This is a genomic window from Paenibacillus sp. J22R160, from assembly GCF_059692135.1.
Genome location: NZ_JCAUAU010000025.1, coordinates 24,162 through 40,068 on the forward strand (window position 1 = coordinate 24,162; position 15,907 = coordinate 40,068).

General features: G+C 45.5%; 14 protein-coding genes. 11 read left to right on the plus strand and 3 right to left on the minus strand.

What is annotated here, in order from left to right; all coding sequences use genetic code 11:
* Nucleotides 1-42: 42 nt before the first annotated feature.
* From AC58UW_RS29355 to AC58UW_RS29385, 7 genes are read left to right on the plus strand one after another with little or no spacing between them, the layout of a single operon-like run.
* Complete coding sequence (locus tag AC58UW_RS29355; RefSeq protein ID WP_497424107.1) at nucleotides 43-1,080, plus strand: putative 2-aminoethylphosphonate ABC transporter ATP-binding protein; 1,038 nt, start codon at nucleotides 43-45, stop codon at nucleotides 1,078-1,080.
* The gene (locus AC58UW_RS29360; protein WP_497424108.1) at nucleotides 1,080-2,804 is read left to right on the plus strand and encodes a putative 2-aminoethylphosphonate ABC transporter permease subunit; all 1,725 of its coding nucleotides are present in this window, start codon (nucleotides 1,080-1,082) and stop codon (nucleotides 2,802-2,804) included. Before AC58UW_RS29355 ends, AC58UW_RS29360 begins: the two co-directional genes overlap by 1 nt.
* Before the next feature lie 46 nt (nucleotides 2,805-2,850).
* On the plus strand, nucleotides 2,851-3,636 hold the full coding sequence (locus AC58UW_RS29365) for a DeoR/GlpR family DNA-binding transcription regulator (RefSeq protein ID WP_497424109.1): 786 nt from the start codon (nucleotides 2,851-2,853) through the stop codon (nucleotides 3,634-3,636).
* Nucleotides 3,637-3,671: 35 nt separating this feature from the next.
* Nucleotides 3,672-4,487, plus strand: coding sequence for a phosphonoacetaldehyde hydrolase (gene phnX / locus AC58UW_RS29370; RefSeq protein ID WP_497424110.1), 816 nt, complete (start codon nucleotides 3,672-3,674; stop codon nucleotides 4,485-4,487).
* A gap of 42 nt (nucleotides 4,488-4,529) precedes the next feature.
* The gene (gene phnW, locus AC58UW_RS29375; RefSeq protein ID WP_497424163.1) at nucleotides 4,530-5,630 is read left to right on the plus strand and encodes a 2-aminoethylphosphonate--pyruvate transaminase; all 1,101 of its coding nucleotides are present in this window, start codon (nucleotides 4,530-4,532) and stop codon (nucleotides 5,628-5,630) included.
* A 19-nt stretch (nucleotides 5,631-5,649) separates the two neighbouring features.
* Nucleotides 5,650-6,783: an alanine dehydrogenase gene (gene ald, locus AC58UW_RS29380; protein WP_497424111.1), complete on the plus strand. Its 1,134-nt coding sequence runs from the start codon at nucleotides 5,650-5,652 to the stop codon at nucleotides 6,781-6,783.
* 19 nt (nucleotides 6,784-6,802) lie between these two features.
* Complete coding sequence (locus AC58UW_RS29385; RefSeq protein ID WP_497424112.1) at nucleotides 6,803-7,507, plus strand: MgtC/SapB family protein; 705 nt, start codon at nucleotides 6,803-6,805, stop codon at nucleotides 7,505-7,507.
* A 58-nt stretch (nucleotides 7,508-7,565) separates the two neighbouring features.
* On the opposite strand, the gene AC58UW_RS29390 is transcribed toward AC58UW_RS29385, so the two are convergent.
* Together AC58UW_RS29390 and AC58UW_RS29395 are read right to left on the minus strand one after the other, a co-directional pair.
* Nucleotides 7,566-8,894, minus strand: coding sequence for a UDP-glucose dehydrogenase family protein (locus AC58UW_RS29390; RefSeq protein WP_497424113.1), 1,329 nt, complete (start codon nucleotides 8,892-8,894; stop codon nucleotides 7,566-7,568).
* Between the two features lie 14 nt (nucleotides 8,895-8,908).
* On the minus strand, nucleotides 8,909-10,066 hold the full coding sequence (locus tag AC58UW_RS29395; protein WP_497424114.1) for a glycosyltransferase family 4 protein: 1,158 nt from the start codon (nucleotides 10,064-10,066) through the stop codon (nucleotides 8,909-8,911).
* Nucleotides 10,067-10,299: 233 nt separating this feature from the next.
* On the opposite strand from AC58UW_RS29395, the gene AC58UW_RS29400 reads away from it, so the two are divergent.
* Nucleotides 10,300-11,499: an ATP-binding protein gene (locus AC58UW_RS29400; protein WP_497424115.1), complete on the plus strand. Its 1,200-nt coding sequence runs from the start codon at nucleotides 10,300-10,302 to the stop codon at nucleotides 11,497-11,499.
* Nucleotides 11,500-11,643: 144 nt separating this feature from the next.
* Here AC58UW_RS29400 and AC58UW_RS29405 read toward each other — a convergent pair whose 3' ends face one another.
* Nucleotides 11,644-12,504, minus strand: a complete 861-nt coding sequence (locus AC58UW_RS29405; RefSeq protein WP_497424116.1) for a helix-turn-helix domain-containing protein — start codon at nucleotides 12,502-12,504, stop codon at nucleotides 11,644-11,646.
* Nucleotides 12,505-12,677: 173 nt separating this feature from the next.
* Between AC58UW_RS29405 and AC58UW_RS29410 the strand changes: the two genes are divergently transcribed.
* From AC58UW_RS29410 to AC58UW_RS29420, 3 genes are all read left to right on the plus strand, one after another.
* Nucleotides 12,678-13,556, plus strand: coding sequence for a phytanoyl-CoA dioxygenase family protein (locus tag AC58UW_RS29410; RefSeq protein WP_497424117.1), 879 nt, complete (start codon nucleotides 12,678-12,680; stop codon nucleotides 13,554-13,556).
* Between the two features lie 213 nt (nucleotides 13,557-13,769).
* The gene (locus tag AC58UW_RS29415; protein WP_497424118.1) at nucleotides 13,770-15,611 is read left to right on the plus strand and encodes a PAS domain-containing sensor histidine kinase; all 1,842 of its coding nucleotides are present in this window, start codon (nucleotides 13,770-13,772) and stop codon (nucleotides 15,609-15,611) included.
* Nucleotides 15,612-15,760: 149 nt separating this feature from the next.
* The gene (locus AC58UW_RS29420; protein WP_145657396.1) at nucleotides 15,761-15,907 is read left to right on the plus strand and encodes an aspartyl-phosphate phosphatase Spo0E family protein; all 147 of its coding nucleotides are present in this window, start codon (nucleotides 15,761-15,763) and stop codon (nucleotides 15,905-15,907) included.

Below are 15,907 nucleotides of genomic sequence, written 5' to 3' on the forward strand. Positions count from 1 at the left end.
GCAGCCGCTTCCTTCTCAAATCAAAGTTCAAGGAGGCAGCTTATGACAGAAGCATATTTATCCATTCAAGGTGTGAACAAAACATTTGACTCCTTTACAGCGCTTAGAGAAATAAATATTGATATCAAAAAAAATGAATTCATTTGCTTGCTCGGCCCAAGTGGTTGTGGCAAAACAACCTTGCTGCGCATTATCGCCGGCCTTGAGAAACCGACACGCGGGCGAATAACGGTCGGAGGCAAGGACATCACAAATCTGCCGCCATCCAAACGAAACTTCGGCATGGTCTTTCAATCTTATGCCTTATTTCCCAATTTAACAGCTGCTCAGAATGTGGCTTATGGCCTGCAAGGGAGGAAACTCACGACTAAGGAAATCAGCGACAAAGTAAGCGAGGCGCTGTCGCTGGTCGATCTGCTGCATTTGAAAGAACGTTATCCGTCCCAGCTTTCGGGCGGTCAACAGCAGCGAGTTGCACTTGCCAGAGCAGTCGTCTTATCGCCGGATTTTCTCCTGCTGGATGAACCATTATCGGCGTTGGATGCCAAAGTTCGGACCAAACTGCGTGAAGAAATTTGTAGCCTGCAAGAAAAATTGGGAATTACAACAATCATGGTTACCCATGATCAAGAAGAGGCATTGACCATGGCTGATCGGATTGTCGTAATGAATAATGCTGAAATTATGCAAGTCGGAAGTCCGCAGGAAGTGTATGATCAACCGGAATCGCCTTTTGTAGCTGATTTTATAGGATCCATTAATTTCTTAGCCTATGGACCCCGCAAAGGGAACATGCCGCTTACCAATTTTGCTGTCAGGCCCGAACATATTCGTATTTCTTCTCCAGGTTCAGGTTACCAGGCTGTCGTCAAGCACATGGAGTTTAGAGGTCCGTTTTATAGATTGCTTTTGCAGCCCATCCGTGAGCTGAAGGAGCTGCTAGGAAATCAACAGCTCTCCGTGGATGTTTCTTCACAGCATGCACACAAACTGAACTTGATGAAGTTTGCTGAGGTATCTGTTGAGTTTCCGCAAGAAAGAGTCATTACCTTTACACCGGATGATGTGGTGACCGCGTGATGGAGAAGCAAAGCGCTACCTGGACACCGCCTGTTCGCCGAAACTGGGGAGAACTCCTCAGTCTGCAGAATTTCCTTATCGTCCTACTTGTCATTACGCTGTCATTTACGATATTAGTGCCGCTCTGTTTATTGTTTAGTAAGGCTTTTTTCAATACGAATGCTGAATTCATCGGTATTCAGAATTTCATCAAATATTTTACGACACCTTCCTTGGTACAATCCTTGTGGAATACGGTGTGGGTTTCATTGCTTTCTACGGGTATTGCCGTCACGCTGGCCTTCCTGTATGCGTATGGGATTAGCCGGACGTCCATTCGAGGTAAGGCCTACTTGCATTATGTTGCCATGCTGCCGCTTTTTGAACCGACTATGATGCATGGTATTGCTTTAACGTATCTTTTCGGCAATCAAGGAATTGTGACAACTGGTATTTTCGGTTTATTACCAAGAGGTATTCATATCCCGATCTACGGTCCTGTGGGCATCGTCATTTCCGAAGTCATTTATTTGTTCCCACAAGCATTTCTCATTTTCATTACCGCATTGTCTATCACAGATCAACGCTTGTATGAAGCGGCTGAGACCTTAGGGGCAAGCAAGGTGAGAATGTTCCTGAGTGTCACCCTGCCTTCGGTCAAGTATGGATTAATCAGTGCAATCTTCGTTTGTTTCACGGCCTGTTTCACGGATTTCGGGGCGCCACAAGCAATTGGCGGTAAATTCAATGTATTAGCCACCGATATTTATAAGCAAGTTATTGGACAGCAAAATATGTCAATGGGCGCTACGGTTGGTATTTTGTTAACCATTCCAGCGATTATCGCTTTTGTAGTTGACCGATTAGTAGAAAGAAAACAGCGTTCCATGCTTTCTTCCAAATCAACTCCTTATCGAATTGCTGCGAGAAAAGCTCGAGACACGATCTATCAATTATATGGTGTACTCATTTCTATTTTAATTCTCATTCCACTAGTTACAATCGCATGTGCTTCGTTAATTAAAGTGTGGCCTTATAACTTAAATTTCAGCTTCAAACATTATGATTTCTCCAGTGTCGCAGGATCAGGACTCGATCCGTTCTGGACGAGCTTGCAGGTATCGTTCTTTACGGCAATCGCCGGAACAATTGTCACGTTTTTCTTCGCCTATCTCATCGAGAAATCGCGCCATTTGAACGGACTTAGGCAGATTGGCTATTTTCTGTCCGTACTGCCGCTAGCACTGCCGGGTATGGTCATTGGTTTGGCTTACATTTTCTTCTTTAATAATCCGAACAATCCTATGAACTGGATTTACGGATCGATGATCATCCTTGTACTTGCCAATATCACCCACTTCTATGGTGTGCCATTCATCACTGCGACGACGGCCTTGAAGAAGCTGGATAAAGAATTCGAGCTCGTTTCTGAATCGATGCGTGTACCGTTTTACAAAACACTGCTGAGAGTGACGGTTCCTATGTGTCTGCCCGCAATTATTGAAATAGCGATGTACCTCTTTGTCAACTCGATGGTTACTGTTTCTGCTGTTGTGTTTCTACGGTCTGCGGATTTGAACTTAGCTGCAGTTGCGTTGGTGAATATGGAGGATGCAGGCGATGTAGCAGCGGCGGCAGCCATGGCGGTGCTCATCGTGATTACGAATATTATCGTAAGACTGCTGTACACGCTCCTTTCCAAGAAGGTAAGAAAGAAAACAGAGGCTTGGCAAATTCGAAAGTAGCCGTTACTAACTAACAATAGGCAGTTGTGTAAGGGGGTTAACGTTCGTGTCACTTATCGGGGAAGAACGTAAGGAGTATATCCTTAATCAGATCAATGCCGAAGGTAAAGTTATTACCAATGAGCTAGTCGAGGTACTCCAGGTTTCTTCGGAGACTGTGCGCAGGTATTTGGAGGATCTTGAAGAGTCTAACAAGTTAAAGCGGGTCTACGGCGGAGCGGTGAAAGTGAATCGTTCCCGGGAAGAGCCCTCCCATTTGAACAGAAAAGTTCTGAATGTGGAGGAGAAACGCAAAATAGGCAAAGCGGCTGCAGCCCTTGCCCAGGACAATGAAGTGATTTTTATCGACGATGGCTCTACGACGCTGCAGATGATCGAGCACTTGCTCGATAAGGCGAATCTCACGATCTTAACAAACTCCATTCCTGCGCTTCATTCGCTTATTGAGTATAAGAACAGAGAGCTGTACTCTGGGGAAATATTTTTCATTGGCGGCAAAGTAAGCTCGCTGCAATCCAGGGTTGTCGGCTCATTGGCGGAGAAAATGGTGGAGCATTTTTATGCAGACAAAGCGTTTATCTCCATCGATGGGATGATGATTGACAAAGGGATCACGTCCTTTGATGAAAAGCGCGGTCAATTAGCGAAGAAGATGATGGAACATGCCAAAATGAGCATTGTGGTCTCCGACCATTCCAAAATAGGCATGGTGCAATTTTATAAAATGGCGAGCTTGCGGGATATCGATGTCGTCGTTAGTAATGTTCCTTCACCGGAAGAATGGGAAACTGAGCTAGAACAAATGCATGTAGAGTGGATAACTTCAGAATAAATATAAGCTTGCGAACTAAGAGAGGGATGGTAATGATGTCGAAGAATTATGAAGGTCAAATTCAAGCGGTTATTTTTGATTGGGCAGGTACGATGGTTGATTATGGATGTTTTGCGCCACTGGACGTATTCCTGCGGATATTTGAGAAGCGGGGCATTGCCATTACTGCTGAAGAAGCGCGCGGTCCGATGGGACTTTTGAAATGGGATCATATCCATACTTTATGCGGCATTCCAAGAATCGCCCAGCTATGGAAAGATAAATTCGGAGCTCTGCCTACGAATGCGGATGTGGATGATTTGTACGCCGATTTTGAACCTTTGCTTTTTGAAATTTTACCGAATTATACGGATCCGATCCCTGGAGCTCTGGACCTAGTGAAGGAACTGCGCAGCAGAGGACTGAAAATTGGCTCTACGACTGGATATACTGCAGAAATGATGGAAGTTGTGAGCCGGGAAGCCAAGTTGAAAGGGTATGAGCCGGATTCATTGGTTACGCCTTCCGAAGTGAAAGCTGGGCGGCCGTATCCATGGATGTGTTACGCGAATGCCGTGAATCTTGGAGTTTATCCGTTCCAGGCCATTGTCAAAGTAGGCGATACCGTCAGTGATATTCAAGAAGGTGTCAATGCAGGCGCATGGAGCGTAGGAGTTGTAAAAGGCGGAAGCGAGCTCGGTCTAACCGAGGAGGAGGTCAATACACTGCCAGCTGCGGAATTGGCAGCGAAAATGGCCGTTGTTGAAGAACGTTTCCGTCAAGCCGGGGCCGATTATGTGATCCCAACGATCGGCGATCTTGTGAAGGTCATTGATGATATTAACGCCCGTTTGGCAATAGGTGCGAAATAGATGAATAAGACTAAGGAGGTTTCAACCATGAATATTGATTTGATTGAAGATAACCCGTATTTGCTTTTGACGCCAGGACCACTCTCGACGAGCAAAAGGGTAAAAGCGGCCATGTTGAAAGACTGGTGTACGTGGGATGATGATTATAATCGAATTGTACAGGATATTCGCTCTAAATTGGTCCAATTAGCGACCAAAGAGACTTCGCTTTATACCTCCGTTCTTATGCAAGGGAGCGGCTCATTTTGTGTAGAATCAGTCATCGGAAGCGTTATTCCACAGGATGGCAAAATTCTAGTCATGGCGAATGGCGCTTATGGTCAACGGATGGCTCAAATGGCCAAAATGCTGAACATTCCGCTCGTTCTCTTGGATAACGGGGAAGTTCAACCTCCGGATTTGGATCAATTGGAGTACATGCTGCGCAAAGAAACGGATATTACGCATGTAGCTGTTGTTCATTGTGAGACGACTACAGGCATGTTGAACCCGATAGAAGCTGTAGGCCGCATAGTTAAAAAATATAACAAAACTTATATCGTAGATGCCATGAGCTCCTTTGGCGGAATTCCGATGGATATCGCGGATCTACAGATTGATTATTTGATTAGCAGCGCTAACAAGTGCATACAGGGTGTTCCAGGATTCGGTTTTATTATCGCCAAGATTGATGAAATGAAAAAGTGTGCCGGATGGGCGCGTTCCCATTCCCTCGATTTATTTGACCAGTGGGATAAAATGGAGAATTACAACGGTAAATGGCGTTTCACATCACCAACTCACGTCGTTCGTGCTTTCTATGAGGCACTGAAGGAGTTGGCAGACGAAGGTGGAGTTATCGCCAGATACAATCGATACAAAACAAGCCAGCGGGCACTCGTTAAAGGAATGAAGGTGCTCGGTTTTGAGACCTTGCTGCCAGAGACGCTGCAGTCGCCGATCATTACTTCCTTCCTATATCCTGAAAGTGAAGCGTTCCAGTTCCAAACGTTATATGAGAAATTGAAGCTCAAAGGTTTTGTGATCTATCCGGGTAAAATTACGAATGCCAACACGTTCCGAATTGGTAACATTGGTGAAGTGGAAACAGCGGATATGATTCGTCTTGTGGATGCCATACAGCAAGAAAAATTCTGGACATAGACGAAGGAGATGCATGAGCATGATTATTGGTGTACCGAAAGAAATTAAAAACAATGAAAATCGAGTTGGCATTACCCCTGCGGGTGTGGCCTCTTTTAAACATTACGGACATGAGGTTTGGATTGAATCCAGCGCTGGTTTGGGGAGCGGCTTCGGGGACGAGGATTATTTGGCTGCAGGCGCGAAAATAGTACCCACTGCTGCAGATGCATGGTCAGCTGAGATGGTTCTTAAAGTAAAAGAGCCGCTTGCTGAGGAATACGGATATTTCCGGGAAGGCTTAATTCTGTTCACTTACTTGCATCTTGCTGCAGAATCCGAATTGACCCGGGCGTTAACGGAGAAAAAGGTCGTCGCAATCGCGTATGAAACGATTCAACTAAATAACGGTTCTCTTCCGCTTCTGACACCGATGAGTGAAGTAGCCGGTCGGATGTCCATTCAAATCGGCGCACAATTCCTGGAAAAGTCCAAGGGCGGTAAAGGTATTCTCCTTGGCGGAGTTCCTGGGGTAGCGCCAGCTGAAGTCGTGATTATCGGCGGCGGCGTGGTGGGGACGCAAGCAGCGAAAATGGCAATCGGTCTAGGAGCGAGTGTGACGCTGCTTGATGTAAATCCAGAGCGTTTGCGCCAACTGGATGATCAATTCCAAGGACGTCTGCGCACGTTAATGTCGCATGGTAGCAATATTGCCGAGGCTGTTAAGAAGGCGGATCTGCTGATCGGCGCCGTGTTGATTCCGGGCAGCCGCGCACCACGACTGGTGACTGAAGCCGTCGTCAAAACGATGAAACCGGGTTCCGTCATTGTGGACGTTGCCATTGATCAAGGCGGCTCGATTGAAACCATCGACCGGATTACAACACATAGCGATCCGACCTATGTGAAGCATGGTGTTGTACATTATGCTGTTGCTAATATGCCTGGTGCGGTCGCACAGACCTCCACAGTTGCCTTAACAAACGTCACGGTAGGCTACGGCTTACAAATTGCCAATAAAGGCTATCGTGAAGCTGGCCTGCAGCATAAAGATTTAGCAAAGGGCTTTAATACAATTGAGGGTAAAGTCACTTACAAAGCTGTTGCTGAAGCACATGGGTATCCCTATGTTGAGATTGACGCCGTATTAAATAGTCTTTCCGTATCTGTATAAGTCGCCGTGTTGTAGATAGATGCAAGTTGAGAGGAGAAACACAGTGTTGATATCTCCCTTTGTTATCAAGTTAGGTGTAGCTTTATTTCTTGGAATGTTAATCGGAATTGATCGTCAATTAAAACATAAGCCCGTAGGCATGAAGACGAACATGGTTATTGCCGTTGCTAGCTGCTTAATTACGATGGTTTCAATCGAATCCGTAGGCCGATTCTCTGTTCCAGGTCATACCAACATGGACCCAATGCGGCTTGCTGCGCAAATCATCAGCGGCGTCGGTTTCTTAGGCGCAGGCGTTATCTTAAGAAAGAACAACGATGAAATTTCTGGTTTAACGACAGCATCTATGGTATGGTCGGCATCTGCGCTTGGGATTGCAACCGGTGCCGGTTATTATTTGCAGGCATTTGTAGCTGTTATCTTTATTATTTTTTCCGTCAATTTGTTTCCTGTCATCATTAAATGGATCGGTCCTCGCTCACTCAAGCAAAGATATCTGGAAGTAAGAATCGTTTGTCATGAAAGTCAGGATCCCAATCGGATTTTCAAAAGGTTGAAGGAACTAAACATTCTCATTGAACGCGTCAAAATGAAAGATGTAGAAGGCAGCTCTAGTCAGTTGGAAATGAAGTTGTTAACCTATGAAAAAGTGCAAGTAACGGATATCTACGCTTCGTTGAAATCTGTTGAACATGTTACTTTTGTAGAAGTTGAAAGCAGATAACTTCTTGGTAGAACGAAAAACCCCAGTCCTGTTATGGAGGACTGGGGTTTGATTTATTTTATTCCGGTGAAGAAACTTCCGCCCATGGGATTGGACTACACTCCATCGATCTTCCAACTGGCATATACATGGCGCCATCCATTGCCACAATTTGTGAGATGACTTGATTTGGCAAGAGATTCCGACCGTCAAGCACATAAGGCCGACGCATAAGGTCAAGCAGGTATGGCCAATCGAGTTCGGCGAACTGCGGCCACTCCGTCATAATCATGACTGCGTCTGCTTGAGCAGCTGCCGCGTAAGGGGAATCCATCACCTGAACGGCTTTGGCTCCAACTTGTCTGACGACAGGATCGAAGGCTTGAACCTCGATACCATGACGCTCACATTGAGCTAGTAAAGTTAGAAATGGCGCATCGCGAACATCATTTGTATTTGGCTTGAACGAGATGCCTAATACGCAGAGGCGCTTGCCCGAGGGATTACCCCATAGAGAGATAAGCTTGGCGATCATCCTTGGAATACGCTGATCATTAACTTTAGCGACCGCTTCCAAAAGTGGAAGCGAGCTGCCGATCAACTTCCCGGTGGTCAGCAGGGACTGAAGATCCTTGGAGAAGCAGGAGCCTCCGTAGCCAACACCTGCCGACAGGAATTCAGGTCCTATGCGCCGGTCAGCGCCAACTCCGCTCATGACATGGCGGATATCCGCGCCATAACCTTCACACACATCGGACATCATATTTGCGAAAGAGATTTTCATCGCAAGGAAGGCGTTCGATGCATATTTAATGAGCTCGGCGCTGCGCCTGTCGCATACATGTACGGGAGCCTCAATCCCTTCATATAACTGGCGGAGCAGCGATTCGGCTTGGGGTGATTTGCAGCCGAATACGATGCGGTCGGGTTCCATGAAGTCGTTGAAAGCACTGCCCTGTCTCAAAAATTCGGGATTAAAGGCCACCTCTGTATGAAGTCCAGCCGCCAGCAAAGTAGCTTCCAGCTCATCGCAGGTGCCAACGGGTACCGTGCTTTTTATGATTACAAGAGGGGGACAGGTGCCGGATTGCATGAAGTGTGACAGCACGTCATGGATATGCCCCAGTTCCGTATGGCCATCCGATCGTGTAGGCGTGCCCACAGCAATCATCAAGGCGTCAGTGTCCGATGAAGCCTCGACGATATCGGTCTCGAAGCGAAGTAAGCCCTTCGCATAGACATCAGCCAATTCTGGCTCCAGCTGAGGCTCCCATACAGTCAGCTTATTTTCCTTTAGCCCGCGAATGACGGGCTCTCGGTCAACGGCAATGACTTCGTGCCCCAGCTTCGCAAAGCACACAGCGGCAACCAAACCTACATACCCCGTTCCTACTAATGTTAATCGCATGGATGTCCCCTCCTTTATGCCGTATAAAATCCCAGTTTGCTTCCAAGCTGGCGAGCATCAATAATTTGTTCGTAGTCATCCAGCAATCTATCAAAGATAGCATCCCATGAGCGTCCAAGAGCAAAACTTCTTGCTGCTTGTCGGAAATCTGCCCATTGTTCAGGGGCATTGACGAAAGCGTCAATGGCTTGAATGAAAGATTCTGGCTGGCGAGGTTCACATAAAGTTCCCGTCTGTCCAGGAACGATCATATCCCGCACTCCTCCGCTATTGGCGGCAATGACCGGAAGGCCAGAAGCCATGGCCTCTTGGACAACATTACCGAAAGTTTCGGTACTGGAAGGGAAGAAGAAGAGATCTGATGAAGCATAGATTTCTGCGAGTTCTTCACCTTGCTTATAACCTGCAAATGTAACATTGTTCGGAGCTTGCTCGCGCAGCTCATCAAGTTGCGGTCCGTCTCCTACGATGAGCCAATGAATACACTCTTTCAGAGAATCAGGCAAAGTTCGCATAACGACCGATAATGTATCAATATCTTTTTCAGGGGCAATGCGCCCCACATAGAGGAAAAGGTAAGGGGCTGTAATTCCGTATCGCTCACGAACCGCATTAGTGTGCTTATCGGGGGTGTAGAGCTCGCAATCGACACCTCTGGACCACAACAGCATGCGGTCGAAGCCTTGTGCATGCAGGTTCTGCATGGTATCGGTTGAAGGGACGAAAGTGGCATCACAGGATTGGTGAAACCATTTCATGTACGTCCAATACAAAGGAACAGCCCTTTTCATCCGGTAGTAGGTTAAATAACGGTCAAAATGGGTGTGATAGGAAGCTACGTGCGAAATCCGGTGCTTGCGGGCGTAGTGAAGTCCGCACAAACCGATATTAAACGGTGTTGCCATATGGAGTAGATTGGGACGGAAACGGTCAAGCTCAGAACGCATAGAAATAATGTTGGGTAAAGCAATCCGGCATTCGGGGTAGAGAAAAAAAGGTACAGAGGGTACGGGGCGAATCAATTCGGAGTATGCCATTTCATCCGTACACTTCGGGGTGAACACAAGGTGCTCAACGCCATGGCGGTTCAAGTAATTCGTGAGCCGCCCTAAGGTAAGTGCAACGCCATTCATTTGAGGAACATAGGTATCGGTAAACAACGCGAGGCGCATAAGAATCCCTCCTGTAGTTCCTAGATGCGTTTAGCGTAACATGTGATTATTCGTGGAACGTTAACCGTATGTTAATTCTTTTTTAAATACATGAAAACGATTACATGCCTTTTAAACCCTCATTTTGTCGAAAATCTATGGTAAGGGTTTGCAGAAATCGACATACAGATAGGAGAGATTTGGAATATGATAGAGAGGAAGGTAGAGTTCACTCGTAGAAGGGGCTGATCGTTGTGGGCAAAATACAAATATCCTCAAAAGGGATCGAAAAAACTCTTCGTAAATTTGATTATTTGCAGGCGATTTCTGAATATATTTGGAACGGCTTCGACGCGCAAGCTACAGTGGTAGACGTTAAACTTCAGTTGAATGTGCTCGGCGGTGTTGACCATATCGTAATCTCGGATAACGGTTACGGTATTGATCGGCGCGAATTGGAGCGGAAATTTACGCCATTTTTTGAGTCTGAGAAGCAGATAGATCCAGAGAAGCGAACTAGAACCACATCGGCGATGCATGGTAAAAATGGGATCGGCCGATTAACCTTTCATCGCTTCGCTTCAGATGCGACATGGAAAACAACCTATGTAGACGGCTTGCTGAAAAATACGTATACCATTCAAATTCGTTCGAATTATTTGGACGCCTACGAGGTTTCGAGAATCAAATTGACGGATGGAGCGCCAGGCACGAGTGTAACTTTTCACAATATCATGCAGGACTTCGTCGTTGAGGATTTATCTGCTTATCTATGTAAAGAATTTGGCTGGTTTCTGGAACTGCACGCGGATAAAGATTTCGATCTTCGCTTGGACGGTCAATCACTGGATTATTCGAGTCTAATCGGGGAAAAAGAGTGCTTCGACCTCGTTCATCCTGGCAGCAACACAGCCTTCCAAATTAAATTTGTCCGGTGGCAGGACCGGATTAATCATGAATACTCCAAGCTGTATTTCATTGACTCCCATTTGGAAGAAAAGTATAAGCAGCCGACTACCTTTAATAATAAAGGCGACTCCTTTTACCATAGTGTCTACATTCAAAGCAAGCTGTTCGACTATTTCGATTTTGAGAGCGATGATCAAAGCGGGCAGCTGGAAGCTGCTTTCGGCGTAAGCAAGAAAAGCGATGCTTTTCAATTTTTGTTGGAAGAAATCAATGCGTTTATTAAGCTAAAAAGAAAGCCGTATTTAGAAATTCTGTCTGACCATGTCATTCAAGAATTTACGGAAGCGAAGGCTTTTCCGGATTTCACGGATGGTCCTGAGGATGCTATGAAGAAAATTGAACTGGAATCCGTCATACGGGAACTATGCCAGCAGGAACCAAGAGTGTTCGCTAGATTAAATTTGGAACAGAAGAAATTAATGGCACATCTTATCCATTTGGCGATGGGCTCGGCGGAGCGGCAGCGATTGCTGGAGGCTTTGTAAGAGGTTCAGAATCCCACTTCGGTAATTGCATACAGAGTAGATCTGTATGTGTCTACCGAAGTGGGATTTTTCAGGGGTGAAAAACGGTAACCCTATTATAGCAACGCGCTTTGCCCAGTCGGCAACGATGTTTTACGCAATAGTTCAAGAGCGCTGCCGATTCCGGTACTCTGAAGGGGAGATGCCAAAATACAGCGTAAACTGCTTGCTGAAATGATGAATGGAGGAGTAGCCTAAATCCTCAGCGATGTCCGTGACGGATCGGGCGCTCTCTTTTAACGCGGCTGCGGCTTGCTTCATGATGACGGACGTCCAGTAGGCCTTCGGAGACATACCCGTGGCTTGTTTGAACAATTGGTGGAATTGTGTTTTCTTCAGCTTGCTTTGTTCCAGCCATGATTCATAACTGGACCCCATGTAGGCTTTTTTGTGAATGTTATCGAGCAGAGGCTTGATACGGAAATCGATGAACGGCATGTAGGTGTGCAGCTGAACAATTTTTAAGAGCAAGGCTTGGAGAAGGCTTGTGGCAATAGCGTCTGAATAGGGAGCCGAATTCTGATGCTGCTCTACGACTAGAGCGAACAGGTCGGTAATGGTACTTTGATGTTGGAAATGGAGCAGATTAGGCAAGCTGTCTAAGTCTGCATTCGGCTCAATAGCCGTCAAAATGTGAGGATCGAAGTCCGCTTCCTTCCAAACAAGATGCTTTTGCCCAGCGTCTGGGCGCGTAGCCCACAAGTCGCAATAAATATTATAGGTGGATAACGCATGCGTAGCGTCAGAATGAAAGGAATGCTGCAGCCTAGGCGGAAAATAGAGCAAATCACCTTTGGCTATGGGGAAGGTTCCAATCGGGAGAGTAACGGCTCCTTTGCCGCCGGTCACGAGGTGGAAGGCATAACAATAGCCTAATCGGAAAGATTCACTGCCATTTTTTTCATAAGGAAAGCGGTAGTGGTGAGCGGTTCTTACGGTTGGATTCATCGCTGTCAAAATCGGCATCGGACAGTCTCCCTTCTGCGCGCAGATTGTCCTTTCATTGTATGTCATAATGTCCTGATTGAAAAGAAATAACCGGAAGAATTGATCAATTCTTGAACATCCTGATAAATACGATTTAACTCAAAGATGCTAAATTTATAAGTGTAGATCAACTTTGAGGAGGAATGGAAACAATGAACGCAAGTCAAATCGGCGGAAGTTTGAGCAAAGAGCAGGTCGACTTTTATAACACGGAAGGCTATCTGGTAATTCCTAATCTGCTTCAGGAAGAAGATCTTGCACAGGCGATTGAAGCGATGACGACTAAGGTCTCGCAAATTGCGGAGGAGCTTGTCCAGGCAGGGCTTATTCATGACAAATTAGAAGATCGCCCTTTTAAATATCGTTTGGCGGAGTTGTTTAAAGATTTAACGGCGGAGCATTTCCTGAAATATGGACGAAGCTGGCGAGATCGGATTCCAGGTTATTTTCAATTAATGAGCAATCCCAAAATTTTGAATGCGGTGGAATCATTAATCGGTGGAGAACTTTTCTCCAATCCGGTCTATAATACGCGACCGAAAATTCCAAAGGTTGCCGCAGGCGCTGTGCCGTGGCACCAAGATAAATCCTATTGGCCCGATGCCAATTCCAATCCCGTGATTACGGTTTGGATTCCGCTTGTTGACGCGAATGAGATTAACGGTTGTCTGCATATTAAACCGCGAACGCATCGTAAGCGGTTACTGAAGTGGCACCAAGAATCAGATACAGGAACAGGGTACACGGCATTGCATGAGAGCCAACTGGGCAAAACGCAGACTGTCGTTCTTCCGGTTTCGGCTGGAAGCGCGATCTTGTTTAATGATCGTTGTCTCCACATGTCAACGCCTAATTTATCCGATGAGGTACGTTGGAGTGTAGACCTGCGTTATCAACCTACCGATCAGGACCCGATGCCGGGCCATGGAGCGGGTTTCCTGGCAAGAAGCTATAAATATCCCGATCGAATTGCGACCCTAGAGGATTGGCTGGCAAATCGAATGGAGCATTCCCCCGTCACGCCAGTTTAGTCCATTTACGGTAGGAAAATCTGGTCGACATATAGGGGATGCTGTCCCTAATAAAGGAGTAGGCTCTTTCTGAGCTACTCCTTTTTTGCTTGTTCGACAATATCCACATATTGGAAAATTTCTTTTTGCCCTAATTTGGAAAGGAAAATGCAAAGGAACATAGAATTGTTACTAAAACAACATGCGTATATTGATAGGGTGAGGGCTAACAACATGGATAAAAGGGTACAGAGTAAACCAATACCGACAAATTGGATGCAACAAATTAACCAACTATTCGACCTTTGCTTTCACCATACAAATGCCAGCATTGCGGTTATTGATCTTCACAATCACATTCTGCAGGTGAACAAAGCGTATGAACACATGTACGGCTGGACGAATGATGAAGTTTATGAAAAGTGTTTAAAAACGGTTCCCTTATACGAAGTAGAACGAGTAAGAAATATCCATTCACAAGTGATTTGTAATGATCAGGCTGAATGCTATGAGACGCATAAGCTTCGCAAAAATGGGGATTCTTTTTTTGCAAGCATGACCATTTCCCCGTTGAAGGACAGTGAAGGCCGTATCTTTGCACTAGTGGAAGTGGCTAGAGACATTTCCAATCGTAAAATGGAAGATGTGAAGCTGAAGGAAAGCGAAGAACGCTATCGTAATTTGGTCGAACACTCACCAGAACCCATAATTGTATACAGTGATTCCATTATCGTTTATGCGAACCCTGCCGCATTAAAGCTAGTAGGTGCTGAAAGTGAAAGCCAGCTACGAGGGAAGTTAGCATTAGAGTTTATTCATCCAGATGAAAGACATGAGCTTCAGGCGCAGGTAGAATATTTACTGAAAGCTGAGAAGCCTGCAGATATTATTGAAAAGAAATTGCTGAGGTTGGATAATCAACTGATCAATGTCGAAATCAGAGCGGTTCCCGTTGAGTATCTAGGCAAAGCATCGATCCAATTGTTATGCAGAGACATTACGCATAAAAAAGTGATGGAAAGTATTGTTCGCGAACGGGATGAAGAATACAGGCGCATGATTAAATTGCTCCCGGAGCCGATCGTTGTGCATCAGGAAGGAATTATCTGTTATATCAACGATATCGGGCTTAGGCTATTAGGGGCAATAACGCCTAATGAAGTTATAGGTAAAAGTGTCATTGACTTCGTACACCCCGATTTTCATGAGATTTTTAAGGAGAGAGCCAAGTCTGTCGAGTTAGTTGATAAATATATTCCATTTATTGAACTGAATTTGTTGGATCTGCACGGAGATCGCATCGCCATTGAGGCATCCTCTGTCGTTCTTCATAACTATTTGGAACGCCCTGTTATCCAGACGGTTCTAAGAGATATCACCGAACGCAAGACAGCGGAAGAGATGCTGCTCCAATCGGAAAAGCTCTCCGTTGTCGGCCAATTAGCGGCAGGAATCGCGCATGAGATTCGAAATCCACTGACCTCGCTTGTTGGCTTTTTGAAGCTTATCAAGTGCGCTCCTCCCAGAAAGATCGCCGAGTACACAGATATTATGTTGGTTGAATTAAATCGGATCAACAGCATTGTGAATGAGTTCATGCTCATTTCGAAGCCGCAAAGAAGTAGATTTGAAGATAAAAATATTTGTCAGATTATTGAGAATGTGGTCTCACTGCTTCAGCCCCAGGCGCTCCTGCATAATGTCGAGATTCAATTTGAGAACAATCATGATGACGTGTATATGGTAAACAGCGATGAAGGTCAGCTGAAACAGGTATTTATTAATTTGTTAAAAAATTCCGTAGAGGCCATGCCAAGTGGCGGAATCATTAATATTGCTATTCAGTGCCTTGGAAATAGGAAGATGTCGATTAAACTCAAAGACACGGGGATTGGCATCGCTGAGGAGCTCATACCTAGACTGGGTGATCCCTTTTTTACGACAAAAGAAGAAGGAACCGGGCTCGGACTCATGGTTTGTTATCGGATTATTGAAGCGCACCAAGGGAGTTTGAAGGTTCAAAGTAAGCTGGGAGTAGGGACAGTAATTGATATCGAACTCCCTTATGTGCTATAAAAAGAGTGCTTTCAACGTCTTTCTCATTCTGAAATAAAATTTCACAAATTCTTCAAAACATGTCGACAAAGTTTTACAAACTTCTGCGGAATCATGATTTATAATAAAGAAACTAACGAAACTGAACAGAATTGGTGTGAACTGTCGAGATGGAACTATTACTACAGAAAATTGAAGCACTTCGCATGAAGATGATAGAGGAAGCCGAGCGTCACGGCTGCTTTACCCATGAAAAGGTCGTTGCGATTAGCCAACAATTGGATGAATATATTATCCGGTATTACGTGCTGAAATAA

Excerpts from the sequence above, each read along its gene's own strand:
- AC58UW_RS29355 (WP_497424107.1), top strand. The coding sequence starts at position 43 with ATGACAGAAGCATATTTATCCATTCAAGGTGTGAACAAAACATTTGAC.
- AC58UW_RS29405 (WP_497424116.1), bottom strand. The coding sequence starts at position 12,504 with ATGCCGATTTTGACAGCGATGAATCCAACCGTAAGAACCGCTCACCAC.
- AC58UW_RS29410 (WP_497424117.1), top strand. The coding sequence starts at position 12,678 with ATGAACGCAAGTCAAATCGGCGGAAGTTTGAGCAAAGAGCAGGTCGAC.
- AC58UW_RS29415 (WP_497424118.1), top strand. The coding sequence starts at position 13,770 with ATGGATAAAAGGGTACAGAGTAAACCAATACCGACAAATTGGATGCAA.
- AC58UW_RS29395 (WP_497424114.1), bottom strand. The coding sequence starts at position 10,066 with ATGCGCCTCGCGTTGTTTACCGATACCTATGTTCCTCAAATGAATGGC.
- AC58UW_RS29420 (WP_145657396.1), top strand. The coding sequence starts at position 15,761 with ATGGAACTATTACTACAGAAAATTGAAGCACTTCGCATGAAGATGATA.
- ald (WP_497424111.1), top strand. The coding sequence starts at position 5,650 with ATGATTATTGGTGTACCGAAAGAAATTAAAAACAATGAAAATCGAGTT.
- AC58UW_RS29385 (WP_497424112.1), top strand. The coding sequence starts at position 6,803 with ATGCAAGTTGAGAGGAGAAACACAGTGTTGATATCTCCCTTTGTTATC.
- AC58UW_RS29360 (WP_497424108.1), top strand. The coding sequence starts at position 1,080 with ATGGAGAAGCAAAGCGCTACCTGGACACCGCCTGTTCGCCGAAACTGG.
- phnX (WP_497424110.1), top strand. The coding sequence starts at position 3,672 with ATGTCGAAGAATTATGAAGGTCAAATTCAAGCGGTTATTTTTGATTGG.
- AC58UW_RS29390 (WP_497424113.1), bottom strand. The coding sequence starts at position 8,894 with ATGCGATTAACATTAGTAGGAACGGGGTATGTAGGTTTGGTTGCCGCT.